This window comes from Pseudomonas sp. 8 R 14 (assembly GCF_900005955.1).
In the GTDB taxonomy this organism is placed as follows: Bacteria; Pseudomonadota; Gammaproteobacteria; order Pseudomonadales; family Pseudomonadaceae; genus Aquipseudomonas; species Aquipseudomonas marginalis.
This window is the reverse complement of the sequence record NZ_CVTH01000047.1, coordinates 1-25,955: the sequence shown is the minus strand read 5'-3', so window position 1 is coordinate 25,955 and position 25,955 is coordinate 1. Positions and strand designations below refer to the sequence as shown.

Annotated in this window: 23 protein-coding genes and 1 pseudogene; 5 read left to right on the top strand and 19 right to left on the bottom strand. The window is 54.8% G+C overall.

The genetic code is table 11. The features are described 5' to 3' along the window. Nucleotides 1-79: 79 nt before the first annotated feature. The 5 genes from BFQ01_RS09845 to BFQ01_RS09825 form a co-directional block, all read right to left on the bottom strand. Nucleotides 80-1,270 carry an amino acid aminotransferase gene (locus tag BFQ01_RS09845; protein WP_065925114.1) on the bottom strand — a complete coding sequence of 397 codons (1,191 nt, stop codon included), beginning with the start codon at nt 1,268-1,270 and terminating at the stop codon, nt 80-82. An 18-nt stretch (nt 1,271-1,288) separates the two neighbouring features. Further along, on the bottom strand, nt 1,289-2,932 hold the full coding sequence (locus tag BFQ01_RS31325; RefSeq protein WP_083221126.1) for a thiamine pyrophosphate-dependent enzyme: 1,644 nt from the start codon (nt 2,930-2,932) through the stop codon (nt 1,289-1,291). Between the two features lie 19 nt (nt 2,933-2,951). Beyond that, nucleotides 2,952-4,355, bottom strand: a complete 1,404-nt coding sequence (locus BFQ01_RS09835; protein ID WP_065925140.1) for an amino acid permease — start codon at nt 4,353-4,355, stop codon at nt 2,952-2,954. A gap of 203 nt (nt 4,356-4,558) precedes the next feature. Then, nucleotides 4,559-5,527, bottom strand: a complete 969-nt coding sequence (locus tag BFQ01_RS09830; protein WP_065925112.1) for a LysR family transcriptional regulator — start codon at nt 5,525-5,527, stop codon at nt 4,559-4,561. A gap of 3 nt (nt 5,528-5,530) precedes the next feature. Then, on the bottom strand, nt 5,531-6,250 hold the full coding sequence (locus tag BFQ01_RS09825; RefSeq protein WP_065925111.1) for a B3/B4 domain-containing protein: 720 nt from the start codon (nt 6,248-6,250) through the stop codon (nt 5,531-5,533). Between the two features lie 457 nt (nt 6,251-6,707). On the opposite strand from BFQ01_RS09825, the gene BFQ01_RS09820 reads away from it, so the two are divergent. The 4 genes from BFQ01_RS09820 to istB all read left to right on the top strand — a co-directional run bounded on the left by BFQ01_RS09820 (nt 6,708) and on the right by istB (nt 11,043). Further along, nucleotides 6,708-7,982 (top strand): OprD family porin, encoded by a 1,275-nt coding sequence (locus tag BFQ01_RS09820; RefSeq protein WP_065925110.1) that lies wholly within the window; start codon nt 6,708-6,710, stop codon nt 7,980-7,982. 257 nt (nt 7,983-8,239) lie between these two features. Next, nucleotides 8,240-8,644 (top strand): hypothetical protein, encoded by a 405-nt coding sequence (locus BFQ01_RS32225; protein ID WP_065925109.1) that lies wholly within the window; start codon nt 8,240-8,242, stop codon nt 8,642-8,644. Between the two features lie 103 nt (nt 8,645-8,747). After that, entirely contained in the window at nt 8,748-10,247 is a 1,500-nt protein-coding gene (gene istA / locus BFQ01_RS09810) for an IS21 family transposase (RefSeq protein ID WP_141691268.1), read from the top strand. Next, on the top strand, nt 10,240-11,043 hold the full coding sequence (gene istB / locus BFQ01_RS09805) for an IS21-like element ISPsy20 family helper ATPase IstB (RefSeq protein ID WP_029241171.1): 804 nt from the start codon (nt 10,240-10,242) through the stop codon (nt 11,041-11,043). The genes istA and istB overlap by 8 nt, the downstream gene beginning before the upstream one ends. A 161-nt stretch (nt 11,044-11,204) precedes the next feature. Here the strand turns inward: istB and BFQ01_RS09800 are convergent. The 14 genes and pseudogenes from BFQ01_RS09800 to BFQ01_RS32550 all read right to left on the bottom strand — a co-directional run. Then, nucleotides 11,205-12,005: pseudogene (locus tag BFQ01_RS09800) on the bottom strand (thiamine pyrophosphate-binding protein); the annotation flags it as partial. An 88-nt stretch (nt 12,006-12,093) separates the two neighbouring features. Next, nucleotides 12,094-12,819 carry a transporter substrate-binding domain-containing protein gene (locus BFQ01_RS09795; RefSeq protein WP_065925107.1) on the bottom strand — a complete coding sequence of 242 codons (726 nt, stop codon included), beginning with the start codon at nt 12,817-12,819 and terminating at the stop codon, nt 12,094-12,096. A 21-nt stretch (nt 12,820-12,840) separates the two neighbouring features. Continuing rightward, nucleotides 12,841-14,094 (bottom strand): OprD family porin, encoded by a 1,254-nt coding sequence (locus BFQ01_RS09790; RefSeq protein WP_065925106.1) that lies wholly within the window; start codon nt 14,092-14,094, stop codon nt 12,841-12,843. A gap of 167 nt (nt 14,095-14,261) precedes the next feature. Beyond that, nucleotides 14,262-15,578: an MFS transporter gene (locus tag BFQ01_RS09785; protein ID WP_065925105.1), complete on the bottom strand. Its 1,317-nt coding sequence runs from the start codon at nt 15,576-15,578 to the stop codon at nt 14,262-14,264. A 60-nt stretch (nt 15,579-15,638) separates the two neighbouring features. Further along, nucleotides 15,639-16,691, bottom strand: a complete 1,053-nt coding sequence (locus BFQ01_RS09780) for a lactonase family protein (protein WP_065925104.1) — start codon at nt 16,689-16,691, stop codon at nt 15,639-15,641. A 256-nt stretch (nt 16,692-16,947) separates the two neighbouring features. Continuing rightward, complete coding sequence (gene acnA, locus BFQ01_RS09775; RefSeq protein WP_065925139.1) at nt 16,948-19,626, bottom strand: aconitate hydratase AcnA; 2,679 nt, start codon at nt 19,624-19,626, stop codon at nt 16,948-16,950. A gap of 150 nt (nt 19,627-19,776) precedes the next feature. Next, entirely contained in the window at nt 19,777-20,664 is an 888-nt protein-coding gene (locus tag BFQ01_RS09770; RefSeq protein ID WP_065925103.1) for a LysR substrate-binding domain-containing protein, read from the bottom strand. A 44-nt stretch (nt 20,665-20,708) separates the two neighbouring features. Continuing rightward, nucleotides 20,709-21,077, bottom strand: coding sequence for a TIM barrel protein (locus tag BFQ01_RS09765; protein ID WP_256097719.1), 369 nt, complete (start codon nt 21,075-21,077; stop codon nt 20,709-20,711). Next, on the bottom strand, nt 21,056-21,379 hold the full coding sequence (gene tnpB, locus BFQ01_RS31320; protein WP_065925102.1) for an IS66 family insertion sequence element accessory protein TnpB: 324 nt from the start codon (nt 21,377-21,379) through the stop codon (nt 21,056-21,058). Before tnpB ends, BFQ01_RS09765 begins: the two co-directional genes overlap by 22 nt. Further along, nucleotides 21,376-21,708, bottom strand: a complete 333-nt coding sequence (locus BFQ01_RS09755; RefSeq protein ID WP_065925101.1) for an IS66-like element accessory protein TnpA — start codon at nt 21,706-21,708, stop codon at nt 21,376-21,378. Before BFQ01_RS09755 ends, tnpB begins: the two co-directional genes overlap by 4 nt. A 244-nt stretch (nt 21,709-21,952) precedes the next feature. Further along, nucleotides 21,953-22,699, bottom strand: a complete 747-nt coding sequence (locus BFQ01_RS09750; protein ID WP_065925100.1) for a hypothetical protein — start codon at nt 22,697-22,699, stop codon at nt 21,953-21,955. Nucleotides 22,700-22,796: 97 nt separating this feature from the next. Then, nucleotides 22,797-23,630 (bottom strand): thymidylate synthase, encoded by an 834-nt coding sequence (locus BFQ01_RS09745; protein WP_065925138.1) that lies wholly within the window; start codon nt 23,628-23,630, stop codon nt 22,797-22,799. A 216-nt stretch (nt 23,631-23,846) separates the two neighbouring features. Further along, nucleotides 23,847-24,347, bottom strand: coding sequence for a hypothetical protein (locus tag BFQ01_RS09740; protein ID WP_065925099.1), 501 nt, complete (start codon nt 24,345-24,347; stop codon nt 23,847-23,849). Nucleotides 24,348-24,349: 2 nt separating this feature from the next. Next, entirely contained in the window at nt 24,350-24,511 is a 162-nt protein-coding gene (locus BFQ01_RS32550; protein ID WP_176718742.1) for a hypothetical protein, read from the bottom strand. Nucleotides 24,512-24,698: 187 nt separating this feature from the next. Between BFQ01_RS32550 and BFQ01_RS31315 the strand changes: the two genes are divergently transcribed. Continuing rightward, a protein-coding gene (locus tag BFQ01_RS31315) for an IS3 family transposase (RefSeq protein ID WP_370467938.1) occupies nt 24,699-25,918 on the top strand; the annotation gives its coding sequence in 2 pieces (ribosomal slippage) (nt 24,699-25,044 and nt 25,044-25,918; 1,221 coding nt in all). The last annotated feature ends 37 nt before the right edge of the window (nt 25,919-25,955 follow it).

Here is a 25,955-nt window from a genome sequence, read left to right as displayed (position 1 = left end):
ACCTGTGCAAACGCCTGAAGTAGATATATAAAAAAAGCGCCCCTAAGGGGCGCTAAGAGGTAACTTCCTAACGAAGAACTTATGACTCTGCAGCAATTGCAGTGGCTACTTTGGAGACGTTGAACTCATTGAGACCAGCGATGCAGATCCGACCATTGCGAATGAAGTAGATGCCATGCTTGTCACGGATTCTGTCAACAGCTTCTGCGCTCAAGCCACTGAAGCTAAACATTCCTTTCTGGGTGACGAGATACTCAACATCGGCTTCCGGACGGATTGTTTTGATCTGGTCATACAGGGCATGCCGCATGGTCACCATGCGCTCACGCATCGACTCCAACTCAGCTCGCCACTCAGCCCGAAGGTCGGCGTTCGACAGAATAATGCTCACCAATTCCGCTCCAAAACGTGGGGGATTGGAGTAGTTGGTACGGACGGTACCTTTCAGTTGACCGCCTGTCCGCTCCGCAATTTCTGATGACTCACAAATGATGGACAACGAGCCGACCCGTTCACCATACAGAGAAAAGACTTTCGAGAATGAGTTGCTGATCAGTCCCGTGATGCCAGACCCTGCGAGAGCTCGAATGCCGTAACTGTCCTCATCCAAACCCTCCCCCATCCCCAGATACGCTGCATCAAGGAACGGAATCAAAGATTTGCTGGAGAACAGCTCGATCAAGGTGTCCCACTGCGAAGGCGTCAGATCCAAACCGGTCGGGTTATGACAGCACGCATGCAAGAGAACGATCGTGTTTTCTGGGAGAGACTTGAATGTCTCCAGCATACCTTCGAAGTTGACCGATCGCCCACCATCTTTCAGGTAGGAGTATCGGTGCACATCGAAGCCCACACCTTTGAAGATAGCGTGATGGTTGTCCCAGGTTGGATCGCTCACCCACACTTGTGAGTCAGGGTAGTAGCGCTTCAAAAAGTCTGCGCCTACCCGGATCGCACCAGACCCACCCACAGTTTGGATTGTGGCAATCCGTGCGCCGTGGGAGCTATTCGCTTCACCGAACAGATATTCCTGTACCTGGGTACGGAAGGAGGGCAGACCATCCATAGGAAGGTAGAGGTTTGGCTCCTCAACACGGCCATCCAGAATCTCTTTGGCTTTCTTCACGGACGTAAGCACGGGTACATTGCCGTTTTCGTCGTAGTAGAAGCCGATGCTGAGATTCACTTTTTCAGCTCGTGGATCTTTATGGAAATCATCCATCAGCGAGAGAATGGGGTCGCCCGGATAAAGCTCTACTTGTTCAAGCATTTTGAGTTTCCTTTAGATTCAGTTGAAAGTCGGGTGCAAGAAAGTCCAAGGGCTGGTATCTCCACCACGAGGAACCACGACTTCAATCAGAACCGGCTTATCAGCAGCGAAAGCTTTTTCCAGGACGGGACGAAGCTGGGCCGGGGTATTGACTCGGTGGGCTTCTACGCCGAAGGATTCAGCGAATTTCACAAAATCCGGGTTGACCAGCTCGGAGCCGAGCAGGCGGCCACCGAAGCTCTCCTGCTGATCCCGATACACGTTCCCATAAGCACTGTTGTTGAAAACGATGGTGACCAGGTTCAGCTTGTACTGAACAGCGGTGGCAAGCTCTTGGGCAGCAAACATGAATCCGCCATCACCGCAGATCGAGACCACTGCTTTGTCTGGATGAGCCGCCTTCACACCAAGTGCAGTTGGGAAACCGAAGCCCAGCGTGCCTTGGTGACCCGATGTGACGAGGGTGCGAGGCTTGTATACCGGGAAGCCGAAAATCGAAGTGAAACCAACCTGCGAGATTTCTTCGATGAAGAAGCCATCACGTGGCAAGACATCTCGAATAACGCGCAAGTAGCTCAATTGTGGCTGTACAGACTGAATAGCCTGCTCAGCCGACGCTTTTGCCTCGGCCAGATCTGCATCTCTGTGCTTAGGCGCTCCTACTCGCAGTACGGCCTCAGCGAGTGCTTTGGAGCCTTCGCCTGCATCAGCCAGCAGGTTGACCTCAGCGCTGATCCGGCGTACCTCGGCAGGATCGATGTCGATACGGATGATCTTCAAGCCTTCTGGGCGATGCCTCCAGCGAATGTCCAGAAGCTCAAATCGCGAGCCGATGACGATAGCCACATCGGTTTGCGGCCAAAGGCGAGAGCCGGAGGCCACAGTGAAGCCCAGAGGATGATCATCGCTTACCACACCACGACCACCACGGAAACTTACAACCGGTGCACCCAGAACCTCTGCCAGTTGACTGACTTCATTGCTGGCCTCAAGCGCGCCAGAGCCAACAAAAATCATTGGCGCTTTGGCTTTGCTCAGAATTCCAGCCGCGCGCTCTACCGCGTCAGAATCGACTGGTGGAGTTGGCTTCAGCGGGAGCGGCGCCTGGGGAGCGACAGCAGCTGGCTTGGTGAAGTAGTCCCAAGATGCTTGAAGAGACACGACGCCTGGCCGGCCCGAGCACATCTCCTGGAACGCTCGGGCGACATGCCAGGATGTATCAGCTGGCTGCTCAATGTGAGCAGCGTACTTGCCCACACTTTGCAGAATTTCCAGTTGGCGAGGGAGCTCATGCAGCTGGCCACGACCACGATCTTTGAAGGCGCTCATCACGTCGCCAGTCAAAGCGAGCACTGGCGCATTGCATCCATGTGCCGTAAGCATCGCGGCACTGGCGTTCAGAATGCCTGGGCCAGGCACCACAGTGAACACGCCTGGGCGGCCAGTGGAGCGAGCATAACCAAATGCCATGTAAGCGCTGGTCTGCTCGTGGCGGGCACCGAAGATACGCAGCGAGTCGGTGTTACGAGCGAGCGCATCGGTCAAACCGTAGATTTGAGCACCAGGGAGTGCAAATACAGTATCAACACCGTGAGCCTTAAGGCCTTGGACGATAGCATCGCCGCCAGTCATGGTTACAGCTGTAGAGTTCTCAGTTTTCATTTGTATCACCTAATGCAATTTACTCAAAGCTAACTGCGCGAGTCGCACCAACTTGGGTTTTTTTATAGCTGGCATAAATCACCATCAGCCAGAGAGGAATAAGCCACACAGCAATCCGAATTGAAGGAATGAAAGCCATAAGCACGAGCAGCCCGACAATGAAAGCGATGCACAGATAGTTACTGTAAGGATGCAAAGGGGAGTTGTACGCCAGCTCCTCGCCTGCTTCGGCCTTAGCTTTCTTGAACTTCAGATGTGTATAGCTTGTGAGCAACCAATTGATTACAGTGGCCGACACAGTCAACGACATCAATATTTCAATAGCTCCATTTGGAGAGAAATAGTTGATTACAACGGCAATGCCAGTAATAAGCGCTGTTGCAAATAAAGCATTCACAGGCACGCTATTACCGTTCAGTTTCAAGAATCGCTTAGGCGCTTGATTTTGCTGTGCGAGAGCGAACAACTGGCGCGCATTGCAATACACGATGCCGTTGTAGACAGACATTGCCGCAGTCAGAACTACAAGGTTAAGTAGGTTCGCCGCGAAGTCACTACCCAACAGGCTCAAAATTTTAACGAACGGGCTAGCGCTGTAGGGATCACCCGCGTTATCCAGGGAACTGACCAAGGTATCCCAAGGGGTGAGCGCCAAGAGGATAGCCAAGGCAGCGATGTAAAAAATACCAATACGGTACAGGACACGGTTGATGGCCAATGGGATGGTCTTTTTCGGCTCACGAGCTTCACCAGCAGTGAAGCCAATCATTTCCAGGCCACCAAACGCGAACATTATGAATGGCAAAGCCATCAGCAATCCGCCAACCCCGTGAGGGAAGAATCCACCATGCGCCCAGAGATTCGAAACAGCAGCCTCAGGTGGGGGCGTAGGGCCAAAGAGCAGCCAGCTTCCGAAGCCGATCATGGCAACGATGGCGGTAACTTTAACCAACGAGAACCAAAACTCCGTTTCGCCGTAAAAGCGAACGTTGAGTAGATTCATGGCATTGATAATCACAAAGAAACACGAGGCCGTGATCCAGGTGGGAACCTCTGGCCACCAGAACTGAATAAACTTACCAATTGCCGTAAGTTCTGCCATGCCGACCAGGACATACGCCGCGATGTAGTTCCACCCAGTCAAGTACCCTAAGAATCCGCCGCAGTACTTCCGAGCAAAGTAACTGAGAGAGCCAGACACAGGCTCATCCACAAGCATTTCGCCGAGCTGGCGCATAATAAGAAATGCAATCATTCCAGCGAAAGCATAACCAATTAGCAAACTGGGGCCAGCTGATTTAATAACACCCGCGCTACCCAGAAAAAGACCGGTACCAATGGCACCGCCCAATCCGATCATTTGAATGTGACGATTCGACAGGCCGCGCACGAGCGCCTGCCCAGACTCTTGATCTCTGCTCATCATATTTTTCTCAATTGTGATGCATCAGCCTAAGGCGCCACCAAAGTGACAGGCCAGATGTGATTTTGGCAGATTGAAGTGCAGGCTACCCATTTTGTAATTATTGGGTACCGCTTTTATCGAAAAGCAATAGCTCATCGATTGATACCCAAGGTATCACCTAGAAGATGAGATGGCAGTAATCATGCCTGCATAGCAGCTATTCAGATTGTAGATACATCAGACCCCAGCAGCGACGGTGAGCGATCACCAGGACTCAGGAAGTGAGATGCTCGGCAATGCTGGTATATAAAATGCCTGAACCACTGCTGCTCTGGAGATGACTGGGTTCGGGAGTGCCATACCACCCAGTATCGGAATTGGTGTTGCAGGAACGATATCGGGCGATAGCACACCAGGCCCATCTCTGACCATTTACGGGCAATGTGTTCAGGCAGCGTAAGCAATGCATCACTCTGCTGAACGACCATCAATGCAGCCGAGTAGTATGGAACCGTCAATTTCAATTTGCGATTGTGCTGAGATTTGCGAAGGAACGAATCAATAAAGCTATCCTTGTCCCCGCCTGTTGTGATCTTGACGTGAGGCCACTTTAGATACGCCTCTTGATCAACGGATTGAGCCAAAGAAACAGGATGGCCAAGCCGCATACAACAAACGGCATGATCCTCCCCGATCATACGACCGTGATAATCCGCTGGCGTTTCGGCGACCATGCTAACCGCAAGATCTACCTCTCCATTGGCAAGCCAATCATAATGGTTGGCTTGCCAACTGCGGTAATCGACGCTGACCTTCGGAGCAACCAGCGCGAGATCCTTCATCAAATCAGGAAGAATGTACTGCGCAACGTAGTCCGAACCTGCGATGCTGAAGCGGCGATCACATTTTTCAGGAGAAAAGTTAATGGTAGATGTCATGCCCTCAAGGCGCACCAAGATGTCCTTGAGCGGCTGAATTACCTCGACTCCTCGTTCGGTGAGAACGTACTGACGACCCTTGCGAACCACCAATGGGTCGCCCAGGGCCTCGCGAGCATGAGCAAGATATCTACTGATCGCTGGCTGACTAGTACCCAAAATATCCGCAGCCTTGCTCAGGTTACGCACATCAAGGATCGTCACCAATGCCCTCAATTGCAGTATGGTCAGGCTACTGAAGGCAGGGTTCATCGGCTATCCCAGGTTAACGTTCATCGTGGAGTTCTTAGCGTCCAGTATGGCGTATCCCACGCATTCGCCGCCGCAGAATTTACCGACGAGCTGGATCAGATCGGCGATGGCAGACCTCACATCCGCCAGACCTGTGGGGGCCAAGCCATCGATATCGAAGAAGACACAATTTGTCTCAGCAAGAGTCCTGGTATCAGCCGCCTGCCGCCATGTCCACCGACGAGTCAATACTCGCCCGCCAGCGGCCAACACCACTTCTCCAGGTGCAATGAACTCTGGATCTTTCTCTGACTCTGCCAGGAAGGTGTCTGAGGTTTTGGATTTACGAAGCTCGATCTCATGGGATCCTGAACCGATCGGGTGAACCCCCGCAGGCAGGACGTATCGCAGGGACAGAAGGTTGCCGATGTCCACCAAAGCGTTGATATCGGGCAGGGAGTCCGGCTTTAGAACGCGCCTGCTAAGGGCCTCGATCGAGCTCCTGTGCTCCGACGGCTTCGCGCCAAATTTGCGATAAGCATCTCGCCAGGCGGCAATCTGTGGGAATTCTGCAGGGTTGCCTTGGATCCGTTCGCGCAGCGCTCCCTCACTGGCGCGGAGCTCCTGCGTGATCTCAGCGTGGAGCGCAGCGTTATCTAGCCCTCTAAATACAACGACCCCTCGAACGTAGTCGGGGTGGTCAGAAAAAATTTCGGGCTTGATCGTATAAGAGAACGCTGTCACTGGCGGTTCCTTTCCTTAAAGGTGATTTCGCCTTGGACTATATCACCCCCCTTAGCACCATCTACTATACAGAATCCGAAATCCAGGTATTCAGATTCCGAATAGCTAGAACCCCCCCAGGCCTCATGCGTAATGATTCGACTGAGCCTATTCGAATCCTGAAGACCAAGTATTCAGAAATCAGATATTAGAATCGAGAAAGCTTTGATAGCTTCGACGAATCAGAAATGCCAGCAGTAACGCCCTTGGCTTCACCCAAAAAATAACAAAAACTAAAGAGACCGCCCGATGCCCAGTCATAGCCATATAACGAATAATAGATAAATTGTTTCCTCTTCGCGCGCCCGGAGACTACGCCCTGGACGCCGAAGATAACTACAAATCTATCGCCCTATAATCGCAACAGGGACAATTAGCCCTTGCGACAGCCAGCGCATCACAAACACAACAAGGGATAATAATGAAAAAAACAATATTTATGGCAGCCCCTCTGGGACTGGCCCTGAGTCTCAACGCGCTTGCGAGCGATCAGTCGTCAGCCAATGGCTTCATAGAAGATAGCCATTTAAAAGTCCTTCTTCGAAACGCCTATATCAATCGAGATTACAATAATCAGCGCCAAGACAAGGCAGAATGGGGTCAAGCAGTAATGGGCCAGTTCGAGTCTGGTTTTACCCAAGGGACTGTAGGGTTTGGAGCTGATGCATTCGGTTTCTACGCACTGAGACTGGATGGCGGTCAAGGTAAATCGGGCGCTGGGGGTATCGATTTCTTCAAGCAAGGTGATAGTGGCGAAGCTGCAAGTGATCTATCGCGTGCAGGCGGCGCAATCAAGCTACGGGCCTCAAACACCGTTCTTAAATATGGTGACCTAAGGCCAACGCTCCCTGTTTTGAATCACGATGATGCTCGACTATTACCAGAAACCTATACCGGATGGATGGTGACATCGAAGGAACTGAAGGGGCTTGAAGTCAATGCCGCACACTTAACTGCAGAGGTGCGGAAAAGTGCTGAGGGGCGTGACAGCGGCGGCCTGAAGAACATTGACTTAATTGGCGGCAGCTATGAGTTCAGCGATAATTTCAGCGCCGCTCTCTACACATCCGACGTTGAAGACCGGCTCACCAAGCACTATTTGGGCGCAGTGTATACCCTTCCGTTCGAAGATAACACTTCGCTCACACTTGACCTGAACGCATATAAGTCCCGACTGGACAAGGCATACTCGGAACAGCTCGGAACTGGTCGTGACAACATCATATGGAGCTTGGGCGCCACGTTTGCGTTCGGCCCTCACGCCGTTACTTTAGCCCACCAACGTAGTTCGGGGGACACGGGCTATAACTATGGCAGATACCAGAATGTTGGCGGTGTCGGAGACGGCGGCAGCACAATCTTCCTCGCCAACTCTTACTGGTCGGACTTCAATGCGGAGGATGAGCGCTCTTGGCAAGTTGCATACTCCCTCGATTTCGCTGAGTACGGTGCACCCGGACTCTCATACAGAATCGCGTATGTTCACGGTGATAACATTCGCACCAATGACGGCGATGGTAGCGAGCGGGAAATCTTCAACCAAATTCAATATGTTGTCCAAAGCGGCCCTGCTAAAGATCTGAAACTAAAGTTGCGAGGCTCCTGGTTGCGCGTATCAAACAATGCTCGCGACTATAATGAGGACGGCAATGAAGTAAGGGCATTTGCTGAGTACCCGATCAACATCTTCTAATCAAGCCGTCAGATTAAACCTGACATTGCCTTGCGGCGATGATAGCTTAGTTAAAGATCGCCGCTTTTGTTTCGCGCCATGGAGTGGCGCAGTGAAATTCGATGACTTTTGTTCTCCTCTGTTACGCGCGCTCCTTTACTCCCGACAGCCTCGGGAGTTTTTTTCCTTCTAGGCCAGCCATTTCCTGCTAATTACGGGCCTGCAAGCATGGCTTTATTCCCACAGCTAAAAAACTAAGAATTCGCGCTGGAGAAATCATGAGCATCAAGCAGAAATTAACATGGGTATTTTCAGCAATAGCCTGCCTTCCAGTGATTTTGGTCGCAGCGCTTGTCATTATTAATCTACGCGGAGACGCGGAGGCCCATTTCTTTGAAAATAGCACCCGCGAAATTCTCCATGTCGACAACGGAATCACGCAATTCTTCGACAGCATCACTCAGAACGTTGAGCATCTTGCTAAAGACCCTCAGATCACCAGCGCAAAGTTATTAAAAAATTATAGTTCTGCCAACGCTAAACAAATTCCCTTTACCGAAAATGATCGCTTGGTATTGGGCGTCTTCGACAGGTTCGCCACCACTCATCCAACGACATTTTCTGTTACCTTAGGTCTCAATGATGGCGGGTTCGTCGGTTGGCCAAGAGACTGTTGCCGCTGACCGAAAACTGACCCAGTAGAGGCTCTTCTGCCGACTGAAAACTGACCCAGGTGTTCAACTGCTTCTGCTCACTTTTCGAGCAGGAGAACACAGGGTGATCAGCATGGAAATGTTGGGAAAAATCCGGCGGATGTACTTCCGCGACAAGCTCTCGCTGCATCAGATAGCCAAGCGTACCGGGCTGTCGAGAAACACCATCCGAAAATGGGTCAGAGCGCCCGAAGCCACTCAGCCGGCGTACCAACGGTGCGCAACCTTCAACAAACTCGGCCCTTTCCACGAGACGTTGGAACAGGCGCTCAAGGCCGATTCGTTCCGGCCAAAACACAACCGCAGGAGCGCCAAAGCGCTTTTCGAGCAGATCAAGGCCGAGGGTTACGACGGCGGGTACAGCCAGCTCACGGCGTTTGTGCGCTCTTGGCGAGGTGAGCAAGGCAAGTCTTTACGCGCTTTTGTACCGCTGACTTTTGCGCTCGGCGAGGCGTTTCAATTTGACTGGAGCGAAGAGAGTCTGCTGATCGGTGGCCTGTTTCGACGTATCCAGGTCTCCCACATGAAGCTGTGCGCCAGTCGCGCATTCTGGTTGGTTGCGTACCCCAGCCAAGGCCACGAGATGCTGTTTGATGCCCATACCCGTTCGTTTGGAGCGTTGGGTGGCGTGCCACGTCGCGGCATCTACGACAACATGAAAACGGCTGTCGACAAGGTCAACAAAGGCAAAGGCCGCACGGTCAACGCCCGGTTTTCCGTGATGTGCGCGCACTATCTGTTCGATCCGGACTTCTGCAACGTGGCCTCTGGCTGGGAGAAAGGCATCGTCGAAAAGAACGTGCAGGACAGCCGGAGACGAATCTGGCTCGATGCTCAAAACTGCATGTTCCATACCTTCGAGGAGCTGAACGTCTGGCTCGGCCAACGCTGTCGTACGCTCTGGGCCGAACTTGTACATCCGCAGTACAACGGTTTGACGCTGGCAGAAGTCCTGGAGCTGGAGCAGGCTGAAATGATGCCGATGCCGACGGCCTTTGATGGCTACGTGGAACGCACCGTCCGTGTCTCTAGTACCTGCCTGATCAGCGTGGCGCGCAATCGTTATTCGGTGCCTTGCGAGCGTGTTGGTCAGTGGGTCAGCAGCCGTTTGTACCCTTCGCGGATCGTGGTCATTGCCGACGAAACGGTGATCGCCAGCCATGAGCGCCTCTTTGATCGAGATCAGGTCAGTTTTGACTGGCAGCACTACATCCCACTCATCGAACGCAAGCCTGGTGCACTGCGCAATGGCGCGCCATTTGCTGATCTGCCAAAACCGTTACGGCTTCTCAAACGAGGACTGAGGCGTCACACCAACGGTGATCGAATCATGATGCAGGTACTGGCTGCTGTGCCAATTGCGGGTCTCGAACCTGTGCTGGTGGCGGTGGAGCTGGTACTTGAATCGGGAAGTCTGAGCGCCGATCAAATCCTCAATGTCCTTGCCCGCCTGACCTCCACCGCACCACCTCCCTGTGTAGAAACCAGCCTGCAACTCAAGGTCGCGCCTGTTGCCAATACGGCGCGCTACGACCGGCTCCGTACGACCGATGAGGAGAATCGCAATGCGTGACCTGATGACTGAACTCAAAGAACTGCGCCTGCACGGCATGGCCAGTGCTTGGGAAGAACTGGTATCTCAAGGAACAGCGTCGACGGCTTCATCGAAGTGGCTGCTGGAACATCTGCTTCAGCAGGAACATGCGGATCGCGCGGTGCGCTCGGTGAATCATCAGATGAACATGGCAAAACTCCCCATGCACCGTGACTTAGCTGGCTTTGACTTCAGCGCTTCCAGCGCTGATGCCCGGCTGGTCAGCGATCTATCCAGCTTAGCGTTCACTGAAACCGCGCAGAATGTCGTGTTCATCGGCGGCCCTGGAACCGGGAAAACACACCTGGCCAGTGCCTTGGCTGTATCCGGAATTACGGCCCACAACAAACGCGTGCGCTTTTTCTCCACGGTGGATCTGGTCAATCTGCTGGAGCGTGAAAAGTACGATGGTAAGGCAGGCCGAATCGCCCAGGGACTGCTACGAACAGACCTGGTGATACTGGATGAGCTGGGGTATTTGCCCTTCAGTCAAAGCGGCGGTGCCCTGTTATTTCATCTGCTGTCCAAACTGTACGAACACACCAGCGTGGTCATCACCACCAACCTCAGCTTCTCGGAATGGTCGAGTGTGTTTGGCGACGCCAAAATGACTACGGCGCTGCTGGATCGGCTGACACATCACTGCCACATCGTCGAAACGGGCAACGAGTCTTACCGCTTGCAACACAGCACATTAGCCGCCCAGACAAAGATCAAGTCACGGGAACGAAAGCGCAAGGACGGAGATGATGTCGAGGACGATGAGCCATTTTAATCCGCGCCATAAATGCCCTGCTGCATGCGGTGGGGCTTGATGCGTCTTCAATCGGAACACTGCTGCTAAGCTTATCCACAATTGCTGGGGCAAAAATCAGCAATCCGTCCTGGGTCAATTTTCAATCGGCAGGGTGGGTCAGTTTTCAATCAGCGCCAACAAATCAGGTCAGCGGCCTCGATGGCGCGGTGCACGAAGTCACCGGACGACAGCGCAGCGTTACCCAGGAAGCGTGGGTGACGTTCGTCGACCACGCCTTTACCCATCTGGGTAGTGATGAACGGAATGTCGGTCTTGTCGATCAGTTGCTTGAGCACCTTGGCGGTCATCTTGCGGTTGGCACCTGCACCGATCACCAGAATCGGACTGCGAGCCTTTTGCAGCTTCTCAACAGCGGCTTCGATCGCCTTGTGTTCGGCCAGCGGCCTGCGGTGCAGGCTAGGCGGGATTGGCAGAGCGTCGGTCTGCTCGGCAGCGATGTCCTCGGGCAGCTCCAGGTGTACGGCGCCCGGTTTCTCTTCTTCGGCCAGGCGGAAGGCTTCGCGCATGCGTGCCGGAATGTTATCCGCCGAAGCGAACTGGTGGGTGTACTTGGTGATGGGATCCATCATCCCGCACACATCAATGATCTGGAAACGCCCCTGCTTGGATTTCTTGATTGGCTTCTGACCAGTGATCATCATCATCGGCATGCCGCCCAGATAGGCGTACGCACTGGCGGTGACCAGGTTGGTGGCGCCGGGGCCCAAGGTAGAAAGGCTTACGCCAGTCTTGCCGGTCAGGCGACCATAGGTGGCGGCCATGAAGCCCGCCGACTGCTCGTGGCGAGTCAGTACCAGCTTGATCTTCGACTTGCGCAGGGATTCCAGCAGGTCGAGGTTTTCCTCACCAGGGATGCCGAACACATACTCGACACCCTCGTTTTCCAGGCATTGCACAACGACATCAGCGGCCTTGGTCATTTCATCACCCTAAACACGGCGGGCATTTATGCCCTTTACTTCAAAATACGAGAGGCCGTCTCCGGCCTCTTCCACTTAGCACTTCGGTCTACGGTGCAACCGTCACGTCCGACTGACCGCTCTGAGCCAGAGCCTCATGAACGAAACCTTCGCCTTTCTTACGCTCTACAAATGCTCGGACGTAAGCAGCGCCGGCATCCCGTCCTCGGGGCACAGCCATCGCCTGACGGATGGACGTGAAGGCGTCATCCAGCACGCGATAGCGTGGGTCGAGATCCGCGACTTTCTGGAGGGGCTGACGAACGCCAGCGGCAGCATCCAACTTTTGTTCAAGGAACAGATCAACTGCGCCTGCCGAGGTTTCAGCGCGTTCGAGATGGGCATGCTTGAGAGTGCGACTCAGGAACAAGTCATAGGCAGCCCCTTTGCCAACTGCCAATCTCAAGCCGTCCTGATCGAGGTCTGCCACGGACTGGTACGGAGAATCACGGTCAACCAGATACGTGCCTTCAATGATGACGTACGGTTCACTAAACGAAATCTGCGCTTCTCGCACCGGCTCGATAGCCAAGAACGCCAGATTCCACACGCCTTCTTCCAACGAAGCGAATACCTTGCCGGCAGCGTCGAAGGTTCGCATTTCCAGCGATGCACCCAATTCCTGTGCCAAGGACTTGGCGAGCGCTACTGATACCCCTTGAGGCTCACCGTTCGGGCCACGCTGAGCCAGAACGGGATTGCCGAAGTTGATCGCAGCATAGAGAACGCCTGTTGGCGCCAAATCATCAAGTACCGCAGGGGTAACGGCTGTCATGTGGTTCTCCTGAAGATGGAATTACCAAATTGGCAATGTGTAGGAAACGATCAAGCGATTCTCATCAGCGCCACGGGCGAGGTTTGAGCGGTAAGCGGCATTGCGCCAACGGATACCAACATTTTTCAAGGCTCCCGACTGGAAGACGTAGGCGATGTCGGTATTGCGTTCCCACTCTCGCCCCTCGCCGACATGAGTAGCGGCATCTGCGTGATCACCTTTGACATAACGAGTCATGAAGGTCAGCCCGGGAATACCGACAGCGGCGAAATTGTAGTCGTACCGTAGCTGCCAGGAGCGCTCACCTGGCTCAGCGAAATCGTTGATCTGGATGTAGTTCGTGAGATACGGATCAGTGCCGTTGAGGAATGGCATTGAAGTATCGCCATTCATCTTTTGGAGCCCAAGGCCAACTGCATGGCCGCCCAGGCTATAGGTGAACAAACCACTGAGAGCACCACTGTCGATGGCACCAGCGTTCGCGTTGCCAGCATCGTCGCTCAGCATGTACCGCAAGTCGCTTTTGAGCTTACCGGGGCCGATGCTCCACGTGTGGTTGATACCAAAGAAGCTCTGCCGGTAAACGTCCTGAAGCTCGGCGTACTGGTAGCTAATCGTTAGCCCTTTGTTGAGGGCGTAATCGAATCCGCCAACCCAATAGTCATCACCTTCCACAGCACCGGCAAAACGACGGTTCTTGTTGTTCAGGGTGATTTTCTGAGCGTCGGTAGAGTCACGATCAGTCACGCGATTGAAGCGTGCGCCTGTCAGTGTGAGGCCCTCGATTTCGTTACTGGTTACCAGGCCACCTTCGAATGTCTGCGGAAGAATCCGCCCGGTATTCGCCTGTATCGTCGGCAGCTTAGGAATGAGTGTTCCGTACTTCAGCTCGCTTTCGGAAACCTTCACCTTGGCAGTCAGGCCGAGACGACTGAACTCATCGGCAGCACGCCCATCATCATGTACCGGCAGCAGGCCGGAACCGGATCGGTCAGGGCTTGAATCCAGCTTGATACCCAGCATCCCGAGCGCATCGAGGCCAAAGCCTACAGTGCCAGGGGTGTAACCAGAGCGGAAATCGAACAGGAATCCCTGGGCCCATTCTTCTCGTTTGGATTGGCCGGCACCATCGCGAAAATCGCGATTGAGGTAGTAGTTCTGCAGTTGCAGGCTTGCCTTGCTGTCCTCAACAAACCCCTCTGCGCTGGCAGTGCCGACGACCAGGCAAGGGGACAGAGTGATCAGGGTACGCATGATGTTTTTGTTGTTGTGCATCTGGCGATTCCATTTAGGTGGCATGACGCTGCCCAACTCATGATTGAGCTAGGAAGAATTTGCTTGATACGGGGATTGCTTCGCTACTGCGAGCCGCTTCGACAAACTGGGCAGGAACTGTCGAAGCGACCCTGAGCCTTGGGCAGGCCGCTATGCGGCCAGGAGCATCAGTGGGCCGAGGCGGCCACTGGTTGATCAGGCTCGCTGTTGGTGACACGCATCAAGGCTGTCATCAGGAAGGCGATGACCAGCAGTGCGCTTAGGAAAAGCAAGCCAGTGGCAGCACTCTGGCTGCTGCCCTTCACAACGCCGATCAGCGAAGGCCCAACGAAGCCGCCGAGGTTACCGATCGAGTTAATCACAGCAATCGACACCGCTGCGGTAGCGCGGTCGAGGAACAGCGTCGGCAATGCCCAGAACGGCGATTTGAAACTGTAGAGCCCCGAAAGCGCGACGCAGATCATCGCCATCGACGCCACGGCACTGGGCAGCATGCCTGCACCGATCAAGCCGATTGCTGCGACTGCCAGCGGAATGGCTGAGTGTATTTTGCGCTCGTTACGGCGGTCGGAGCTGCGCGACCAGATGATCATCGCTGCTGTGGCAACGATGTAGGGCAGCATGGCGATGAGGCCGATCTGAGTGTGGGTCAGGTCGCTGGAGAAGCCCTTGATGATCTGCGGCATCCAGTAACCGACGCCCAGGCTGCCGCATTGATAGACGAAGTAGATGAAGGCCAAGTACAGCACCTTCTTGTTGACCATCGTCTTGAACACACTCAGGCGCTTGACGTTCTTGCGGCTCTGGCGGTCGCGCTCAAGCTCGGCGAGCAACCAGTCTTTCTCCTGCTGAGTCAGCCATTTGGCCTGCTCGGGTTTGTCAGTCAGGAAGAAGAAGCAGGCAACGCCAAGGAATACGGCAGGAACACCTTCAAGGAAGAGCATCCAACGCCAGCCGCTCCAGTCGAACCACTTGATGTTGTCCATGATCCAGGTAGAAAGCGGCGCGCCAATGATGTAACTGACCGGGATTGCCGCCGTGAACAGCGCGACTGTAGTGGCCAACTCCTTTGAGCGGAACCAGTAGGTCAGGTAGACAATCACGCCTGGGAAGAAGCCCGCCTCAGCCACGCCCAAGAAGAAGCGCAGCACGTAGAGCTGGTTGGCGGTTTGGGCAAAAGCAGTGGCGGCGGCAATCGCACCCCAGGTGACGAGAATCCGAGCGATCCAAACCCGCGCGCCGAACTTGTTGAGCATCACGTTGCTCGGCACTTCGAACAGGAAATAGCCGATGAAGAAGATCCCAGAAATGAAGCCGAACGCCTCGCTGGTCAAGGCGAGCTCCTTGTTCATCTCCAGCGCGGCATAACCGATATTGGCGCGATCCAAATAGGAGACGATGTACAGCAAGAACATGAACGGGATGATCCGCAAGGTAACCTTGCGAACGATGGCCTGCTCATCGACAGTTTTGTTGTTGTTCATAGAGACCTCATCTAGGGCGAACCGTAGTCCGCCCTTTAATTGTTATCGTTGCAGCAGGTATCAGGCGGAAAAGATCATGCAGACTGGACTACCGGTCGAAGTCAAGAAGCCTGTCTTGCTCAACCCTCCGCTGTTTTGATCGACAGCGAAGGACACGATGCTGTCGCTGTCTTCGTTAAGGGCAAACAGGAAACGCTGGTTCGGCGTGAGGGTGAAGAAGCGCGGCGTCTTTCCTTCGCTCGGTACGAAATCGACCGGGCTCAGCAGGCCACTTCCTTGGTCAATCTTGAACACAGCAATGCTGTCGTAGCCGCGATTGGAGGCGTATAGGAAACGTCCACTGCGATCCACTTCGATCTCGGAAGCTCGGCTGTTGCCGGTATAGGTTGCTGGCAGGGACGGCAATACCTGGAACGGTTGCAGGGCACCACTGCGGGAGTCGAAACGGTAGCTGGTTACGGTTGAGTCCAGCTCGTTAATCACATAGGCGAAACCGGCTTTCGGGTGCATTGCGATATGGCGCGGGCCAGAACCCTCGCGCGCAACAGCGAATGGCTGGTCAGCGGGATGCAGCTTGCCATTGTCGAAGCGGAAGCTGAACACGCGATCCAGGCCCTTATCCGGTACCAAGACGTAGTTGCCTGTTGCATCAAATGGGTTGAAGTGCGGTTTGGCGAAAGGCTGCTCCACTCGGTGAGGGCCAGTAGGGCCTTCAAGCTTGAGCAGTTGGTTGATACCGCCCAGAGCGCCATTTTCTTCCACATTGACCACTGCCAAGGTGCCGGTGATATGGTTGGAAACCACCATGAACCGCTCGCTAGGATCCAGGGCCAAATGCACCGGATTCTTTCCTTCGCAGCTTTGGCGGTTGAGGAAGGTCAGCTTTCCACTTGCCTTATCTACGCTGAAGGCACTGACCTCACTACGGTCGCCATGTACAGTGTAGAGGCGATCACCGGCACGATTGAGGGCAAGAAACGAGGGGTTCACCAGGTCGTCGACCAGTTGCACCTGCTCCAGCGTGCCGGCTTCCTGATCCACCCGATAGACCGTGATGCCATCACCACGGGCATTACGCTCCCGGGTTGTGCGCGATCCGACATACGCGAACATAGGGGTATTACTCCCGCTTACAGAATTGTTTGAAGACATGGCACTCGCGGCGCTGACCAGCCCTGTAGGCAGCAATGAACCCAGAATACCGAGCCCTGCGGCTGTACCTAAGTGTTTGATCAGCGTGCGACGGCATAACCCAGCGTGCGTGATGCTCACAGGGTCAGGCGCAACAACGTTGAATTGTTCGCGATCCATGGACGTGTCCTTCTTATTGTTTTGGCCAAGTAGGGCCCCGCATGGAGCCCTTGAATGATCAAGCCCGAGTGCGGGCAACAACCTTGCGGATTACGAACGGGAGCACACCGCCGCTGACCAGGTAGCGCACTTCTTGCTGCGAATCCACACGCGCAATAACCTCAGCTTCATCACGACGGCCATCGGCGCGATGAATGATCAGCTTGATTAGGTTCTCGCCTACAACCAGCTCATCAAGGCCCAGGAAATCGAATTGCTCGCTACCATCCAAACGAAGGTCATCAACGCTTTGGCCAGGCTTGAAGACCAAAGGCAGTACGCCCATGCCAATCAAGTTGCTGCGGTGAATACGCTCAATGCTTTGCGCAACCACTGCCTTTACGCCAAGTAGGGCCTGCGCCTTCGCGGCCCAGTCACGGCTGGAGCCAGCGCCGTAGTTGATACCGGCAAAGACCACCATCGGCGTCTTTTGCAAGGCGTAGCTTTTGGCGGCCTCGTACAGAGGTAAGCATTTGCTGTGGTCAGCATTCCACGCCCAAGCGCCAAGCCCTGGCTGCTGATCGCCAAGGAGACGGTTCTTCACCGACTTGTTGGTGAAGGCGCCCCGCAGCATCACTTCATGGTTACTACGACGAGTGGAATACTGGTTGAGATCCTGTGGATCCTCTCCCCGCTCCAGCAACCACTGGCCGGCCAAGCTGTTGGCAGGGATCGCGCCTGCAGGTGAGATATGGTCAGTAGTGACGTTATCGCCAAGCACCATCAGTGTACGAGCACCACTGATAGCCAGGGACGCTTTGGGTTGCGCCTGGATATCCGCCAGGTATTGCGGACGACGGAGATAGGTAGACTCCGGGCTCCAGGGAAACTGCACGCTGCCCTCTGCAGAAAGAGCCTGCCAATGATGCGTACCATCCCAGACTGTCGCCAGGCGATGCTGGAAGAACTCCGGCTTCACGACTTTGGCGACCTCATCGGCAATGTCAGCATCGCTTGGCATGAGATCCTGCAAGAATACGGGCTGGCCATCAGCACCCGTGGCAAGCGGCTGCGAAGTCAGGTCGATATCGATGGTACCGGCGATGGCATATGCAACGCACAATGCCGGGGACGCCAGATAGCCTGCTGGTACTTTAGGGTTCACCCGGCCTTCGAAATTTCGATTGCCGGACAACACGACCACGCCTTTGAGGCCCTCGTCGGCGAAATGCTCAACGTGCTCTTCGAGCTTTCCGGAGTTACCGATACAGGTCATGCAACCGAAGCCAGCTAGATCGAAGCCCAGGGCAGAGAAGTCTTCAAGCAGGTTGGCCTCAGCCAAGTAGTCGGCGACCACCTGCGAACCAGGCGAGAGCGATGTCTTTACCCACGGCTTACGCTGAAGACCCAGGCTCCGGGCCTTGCGAGCCAGCAAACCAGCTTGAATCATCTGTGCCGGGTTGGCGGTGTTGGTGCAGCTGGTAATGGCGGACATCACCACAGCACCGTGAGTGATCGACTGACCGAATGAAGGCTCGAAGAAGCTCTGCTCTTGTGGAGCTGTGATGAGCTTGCCACCACCCAGCACTTCATCTTGGAATGACGCTGCAGCCTTGGAAAGGGGCTGACGTTGATGCGGCTGGTGAGGCCCTGCAACACTTGGCTCGATGCTCGCCAGATCAAGCTCAATGAGCTCGTCGAATTCCGGCTCAGCCAGCTCGTCGCGGCGCCAAAGCGGTTGGGCACTCATGTAGGCGATGACTTGCTCGCGCAACTTGGCCGAACGACCGCTGAGTTCGAGGTAAGCCAAAGTCTCATCGTCGAATGGGAAGAATACGACGGTCGCACCGTACTCGGGTGCCATGTTGGAAACCGTGCCACGGGCTGCCCAACTGAGCGTCGAGAGCCCTGGGCCGGTGAACTCCACGAACTTGCCCACGACCGAGCGCTTACGCAGAATTTCGGCCACATGCAGGGACAGGTCGGTGGCTGTAACACCCGGGCGCATGGCATTTGTCACACGGATACCGATCACTTTCGGGAAACTGATCGGTACCGGCTCACCTACCATGGCGGCCTGGCCTTCCAGACCACCGACACCCCAGCCCAACACACCAATGGCATTGATCATCGGCGTGTGGCTGTCGGTGGCGACCATGTCGTCAGGATGGAGCAAGCGTTCGCCGTTGGCTCCGCGACTTTCCCAGACGACCTGGGCCAATGCCTCCATGTTCATCTGGTGAATGATCCCGGTACCCGGTGGGATTACACCGAAGTTGTCCAGGCTCTTCTGTGCCCATTTGATGAAACGGTAGCGCTCGCTGTTGCGGCGGAAGTCGATATCCAGGTTCTGCTCGACCGCATCTGCCTCGGCGTAGCGCTCGACGATCACCGAGTGGTCGATAGTCAGTACAGCCGGGATCAGCGGGTTCATCGCCTGTGGATCGCCACCCAGTTCGGCGACAACATCGCGCATACCGGCGAAATCGGCCAAAGCTGGCAAGCAGGTCGTGTCATGGAACATCAGGCGGTTGGGCTGGAAAGGCACTTCGCAGTCAGGGCCGTTACCCACGGCCCTAGCCAGTACCGACGGCAGTGCTTCAGGAGAACAACGCGCAACGTTCTCCAGCAAGATACGAATGGAATACGGCAGCTTTGCAAGCTGGCTGTGATCAAGCATCTTGCTCAAATCGACAATCGTGAACGAGTCATCACTGATTGTCAGGGGAGTAAAGAGGTCGCAGGCAGTCTCGGTCATGCTCATTTCGCTCGGCTTTTTATAGTGCTCGCAGGCATGCACGGAGCCATGCCTTATGCGGTTGAGCCGATACTAAGAGCAGTCTGTGGGGATGAAAATTGGTCAATTGCCATAGCAGCGTTCTCCAAACGAGAACGCTCTCGAACAGCTTTACTCTGGCAGTTTCAGATGATCGATGAATGTTTTGAGTGTGGGCGACGCAGCCTCGTACTTTCGCACCACCAGTAAAAGCGTGCGGTGCGCCCATGGCTCATCCAGGGTCACTGCCTTTAGCTTGTGGCTGCGCAAGTACTGATTGATGACACTGCGAGGCAGCACAGCGATACCCAATCCCGTAGACACCATTCGACACATGCAGTCGAAGCTGCTGATTCGGATACGCAGTTTGAGGCTCAATCCTAGCTTCGCGGCCTCTCCTGTCAGCAAGGTGTGCATCGAGCTTTCGAGATGAGGGCCAACGAACTCATGCTCCAGCACTTCCTTGAATTTGATGGCCTTACGCGTAGCGAGCTCATGGCCACTGGGAACTACCAAGGTCAACTCATCATGCCTGTACGTCAGGGTCTCAAGGCCCTCAGAGGCTGTTTGTGCTGCGATGATCCCAAGGTCAGCTCGGCCATCAGCTACTGCTCGAATCACTGCGGAGCCTACTCGCTCCTCGATATCGAATTTGATCTGCGGGTAGAGCTGGGCAAAACCATCAACGTCCTGAGGCAAAAATTGGGACAACGCGGAGGTGATCGCGTGGATTCGAATATGCCCCTTGACCCCGCTAGCATATCCACTCAATTCGGTATCGAGCTGGGCCATGGTTTGCTTGAGTTGCCTGGCGTAGAACAACAGGGATTGACCTGCAGGGGTCAGCTCCACCCCCCGAGCATTCCGCAGAAGCAGGGGGGAGCCGATCTGCGCTTCGAGCTCAGTAATCCTTTTGCTGATGGCCGAGACTGCGACGTGCTTGATTCGACCCGCACGAGTGAGGTTCCGCTCTTGGGCAACAGTGATGAAAAGGTCAAGGCTGGTAAGGTCGTAGCGCAATGTTCAATTCCTGATTGGTAGCGTCTCAAGCTCCGCGAATGCGGTCACAGATCGCTCTTGAATCGACTCATCCAACCAAGCGTATCCGTAGTCACACCAGAAGGATGGTACTCGCAGCCCACCCAGCCGCTATAGCCGAGCTGTTGCAACATGTTGAATAGGCTCAAAAAATCCATACTCCCTTTACCTGGTTCATGCCGTCCAGGCCAGTCTGCAATCTGTACATGCTCAGTTCGATGATGATAGGCCCGAAGTATGCCTATCGCATCCTGCGTCAGGATCTGAGCATGGTAGAGATCCAGAATCAGACGAAGGTCTGGGAAACGCTCAAGGGCGTCCTGCGCCTTGTGGAAATCCGAGAAGAAGTAACCCGGCGCGGCTTCTGTGCAGATCACTTCAACCAGCGGTACCAAGCCATGATCACGTAGGTACTTACCAGGGCCTGAAGTTGCTCGGCATCCAACTCAACTTCGGAGCCGTGTCGCACACCAGGCCAGAAGAAGCGTCCTTGATTCAAACGCCGGGCGGCAAGCCAAATTCCTACACCGTCATGCACCAACACTTTTATACGATTGGCGCGGCGGTTGGCGAACAGATAAGCACAGTGCGGCTTCGCCGCACCGAACACCGCTACGACCCGCGCCAGCGCGGTTTCAGTGCCGGCCCGCATGTCCATGGGCTCGGTGGCGAGCCAGATGGAGTCGATGCGAATCATCGCAGCAGGTCTCGCAAGAAAGCGGAGCATGCCGCTGCATTTTCTGCCGGCCAGCTCACCACGACTACGCCTTTTGAATGAGGCACTTCGATTCGAATCGTGGCAGGAAGAACTTGAGGTACCGCTGTCGACGACAATGCCTTGACCGGAACAAAGGCGGTTTGCAGTGCCAGGTTTTTCTGCGCATGCACCCGAATCCATTTATGGACAAGGTTGGCGTTGAGGTTATGGGTCAAGGCGACATTGGCAATCGAGGTGTCAGCCTGTGCGCACTCGGCAATGACCTGGGCCTTGAAGGACTTGGAATAGGAACGGCGTTCTTGTGGCATGGGCGTCCGCTTAAAAGGCTAAAAATGGTGTCCACTTAAATTTAGGTGGACACCATCGCCTCATGCGACGGCGTCAGGAAGGTGTGTTGGCCGGACGGTTACTGCAAATCCTAGGAAGCCTGGTGTCCACCGGCATGGACACCATGGCCTGCTATGGCAAATCATAGGTTTGTATTGCCCGGACGGAGGACTATCCCTGGGGCGGTGGGGACATTGAGTGTTCGATGACCCGCAGTGCTATTGCTCAGTTAGGTGCTGAGCCCTCAGGAATGTGATATCGCTTGGCCAACGCAGCAATCTCCTCAACAGTGATTGTGCCTGCATGCTGGGCACGAGCCACAGTGTCAAAGATTGCGTGAATGACCGCCTCAACATCGGGAATCTCGGTGCGGGTGTCGCGGCAAAATGCTGAGCGAACACGCTGACCTTTCTTGATTTGCCGCACAAGGATTTCCCAGCGATGACCTTCAGGGATGGCAGCATCCTTTATCTCGGGCGGAAGTGTCTCCTCCTCACCCGGATGCATTGGCCGCAACCGATGAGAGCGACCGGGATGGCTCTCGAACCATTGAGCGTCATCGGTTTTCCATGGTGTGTCAGTCAGTGAAATCCGTTGGACGGGCCCTGTAACACCCGCACGCTGCTTTGCGCGCTCGACAAAATCCTCCAAGCCTCCAATACCCTTCTGGAGGCGCTTGGAAGCTTCCAAAGCGTCAGACACAGGCTCCCCACCTGAACGACCTTTCATTTGGCCCAGGGCATCCATGATGGCATCAGTGTTCTGGTTAATATAAATCCCAGACCCCATGACGACATCAAGCTGGTTCTGGCAGCACTCCCCTGCCAGCGCAGCCTGCCCATCAGCCAGCACCCCGCCAAAGGTACGGGAGTTGTGTTGCAGTGGCTTGCGGCAGATCCCGCAATTGTCACCCGCCTTTTTGAGGGCTTTTGGAAACTCTTTCTCGTACCTGCGGCGCTCTGATCGGTTCATTCCTTGGAGACCTCGTGTGTGGACGAAGGAAGCGCTTGCGCCGCACGATCACGGCGCTCTGAATGCATCTGCAGTTGATCGCTGGTCAAGCTAGGGGTTAAACGGCCACCGGGGCTTTGATACTCGGGTAGGCGTCGTATCCAACAATCTCGAAGTCCTCAAAGCGATAGTCATAGATTGATTCTGGACGGCGCAAGATCTTGAGCTGAGGAAGCTGACGAGGCGTGCGGCTGAGCTGTTCCTGGATCTGCTCCATATGATTGGCATACGCATGCGTGTCTCCGGTGGTGACAATGATCTCGTGAGGGATCAGATCGCATTGCTGAGCCAGCATATGTGTCAGTAGGGCAAGAGCAGCCGTGTTGTATGGCAGCCCGAGGAACACGTCAGAGCTGCGAATGTACAGCTGCATCGACAGGTGCCCTTCATGGACGAAGGCCTGATACAGGAGGTGGCAGGGCGGCAGAGCTTGAAGGCCATTCTTGGCATTCTCCTGAGGACTCTGGCGCTCATCTGGGAGGTACTCAACATTCCACCCATGGAAGAGAATGCGGCGGCTATTTGGGTTAGTCTTGAGCGTCTCAACCATGTAATCGATTTGATTGATGGTTCGACCATCCTTCGTTGGCCACGCAGTCCACTGTTGTCCATAAACCGGCCCGAGATCCCCCTCCTCCGTGGCCCACTCATCCCAAATGCTGACACCATTTTCGTTGAGCCATTTCACGTTCGTATTGCCACTGAGCATCCAGATCAGCTCATTGGCAATGCTTTTGAAATGCAGATTTTTGGTGGTTAACAGCGGAAAACCATGTGCGAGGTTGTGCCGGAATTGGCGGGCGAACACCGCTTTGGTGCCAGTGCCCGTCCGATCACCTTTGACCAATCCATTGGTGATGACATCGGTCAGGAGGTCTAGGTACGCTTTCATGATGGCCTCTAGTCTGTCGAGCGTCGGACGCACGCGTCTAAAAATTAGGATGATACCGAAATTGGAGAGACAGGGTCTGTCCCAGGCGAGCAACGGAGGTAGCCTCCCGATCCACGTTGATTTCAAAATGACAGGAAGGTAGCGGAGCCTGGCCATTTACCTCTGCTCGCCGCCTACACACTGGCTGACGTTGACCAAGCTCTCTAGTCATGAAAGTCATTCCGCCCGAGCCGACTCTAGAACTTGGATGACGCCTCGTAGTTTTTCGATCTCGGCCTCTTTCTCCCAGACTTCTTGCCGTGCTTTCCGCGAAGACTCCATGTAAGTGTCACGGGATGATTTCATCAACGCCAACTGACCCTCAGTAGTCCGATTGTTTTTCTCGGCGGCAAGGTACTTATTGAACCAATGAATGACTTCTACACGCGAAGCTTCAAGACGGTCAGACAGGACAGATAGTGGATCAACTGACTCCTCTTTCTCCATCTTCTGACGGTAAACATCGAGCTTGCGGCTCTTTTTGATGGCATTGATCCGCTCCACCGGCCATCCTCGATCTCGAATGGTATTGCGATGGAGCCCACTCAATCGCGAGAGCTCGCAGATAGTGGCCTTGATTTTAGAATCCCCAGCCATTTTCATGAGCGCATCCGTGAGAATGGCGGTATTCCGATCTAGGTCTTCCTTGTTCTTCTTATCAAACTCTCTGGCCGTCATGATTAAACTTCGACCTCTTCTTCAGATTCCAAAACGAAGTCCTGGGGTAGATCAAGATCAACCTCAACCACCTCACCGAGATGTTCCAATACACCTTTCGCCTCTTCCATAGCCTCAAGCATCTGGGCCCGATTGTGGGCAAACTCAGGCTTTTCGAGGTTCATTTTGTTCTGGTGATAAACGTCACGCCAACGTGGGGCATTGGACGCACTTACGACGGAGTTCTTGCAACGGTTAGGATTGCAACGCAGGCCGCCGATGCAAGGCAACTGGTCATCAAGTGAACGAGCCCCATGAAAGACAGGACACCGTTTCCCCCTTACGATAAGGGATAGGCAAACGGTTATGTTTATGACTAATAGCAACGACAAGAGTGGGGAGCTTTTGGGCCAGGAGCGGCGGCGCCGCTGGAGCCCGGAGCAAAAACTGGCCATGGTTCGCGAGAGTCTTGAGCCAGGGCAAAGCGTTTCGGTGGTCGCTCGACGCAACGGCATCAATGCCAACCAGCTGTTCCTATGGCGCAAGTTATATCAGGACGGCAGTCTGTCGGCGGTCAGTGCCGGTGAAGCCGTTGTGCCCGCCTCGGAGTTGAGCGATGCGCTCAAGCAGATCCGTGAACTGCAACGGATGCTGGGCAAGAAAACGATGGAAGCAGAAATCCTCAAAGAGGCCGTGGAGATCGCCCGGTCGCGAAAATGGATTGCGCACTCACCCTTGTTGCCGGGGGACGACCAGTGAAGCTGGTCAGCGAATGTCTCGGTGTGGCGCGCTCGCAATTAACGGTTCGAATCAAGCAATCGGTATCGCTCAAAGTACGGCGCCGCAGGCCTGTGGACGATGCTGATCTGGTGGTTGAAATCCAGCAACAGATCAGCGAACTGCCCAGCTATGGCTACCGTCGTGTTTGGGGATTGCTGCGTCGTGCCCGTGAAACCCAGTCGCTGCCGGCGATCAATGTGAAACGGGTTTACCGGGTCATGCGCGATCACGACCTGCTGTTGGCGCGGCGCATCAAACAGCCCGGCGTGCCGCGTCGGCACGAGGGTCGTATTGCGGTGCAAACCAGTGATACGCGTTGGTGCTCGGACGGCTTTGAGTTCCGCTGTGAGGACGGCGCCAAACTGAGCGTGACCTTCGCCCTGGATTGCTGTGACCGCGAAGCCATCGGCTGGGTCGCGAGTCCGACCGGGTACAGCGGCGATGACATCCGCGACTTGATGCTGGAGAGCGTAGAGAAACGCTTCGGTGATCAACTGCCTGCAACGCCGGTTCAATGGCTAAGCGACAACGGCTCGGCGTACACCGCCGAACAGACACGCCTGTTTGCTCGACAGATCGGTTTGCAGCCGGTGACCACCCCGGTGCGCAGCCCGCAGAGCAACGGCATGGCCGAGAGCTTCGTGAAGACGATCAAACGTGACTACGTTGCGCACATGCCCAAGCCGGATCGAGAAACGGCGCTGCGCAACCTGGCAATTGCCTTCGAGCATTACAACGAGCAGCATCCGCACAGCGCCTTGAACTATCGCTCACCGAGGGAGTTCAGGCGCTTGGCAGCAGCATCAATTTGACGGGGAGTTGGTGTCCGGTTTTGTAGGGGCAAGTCCA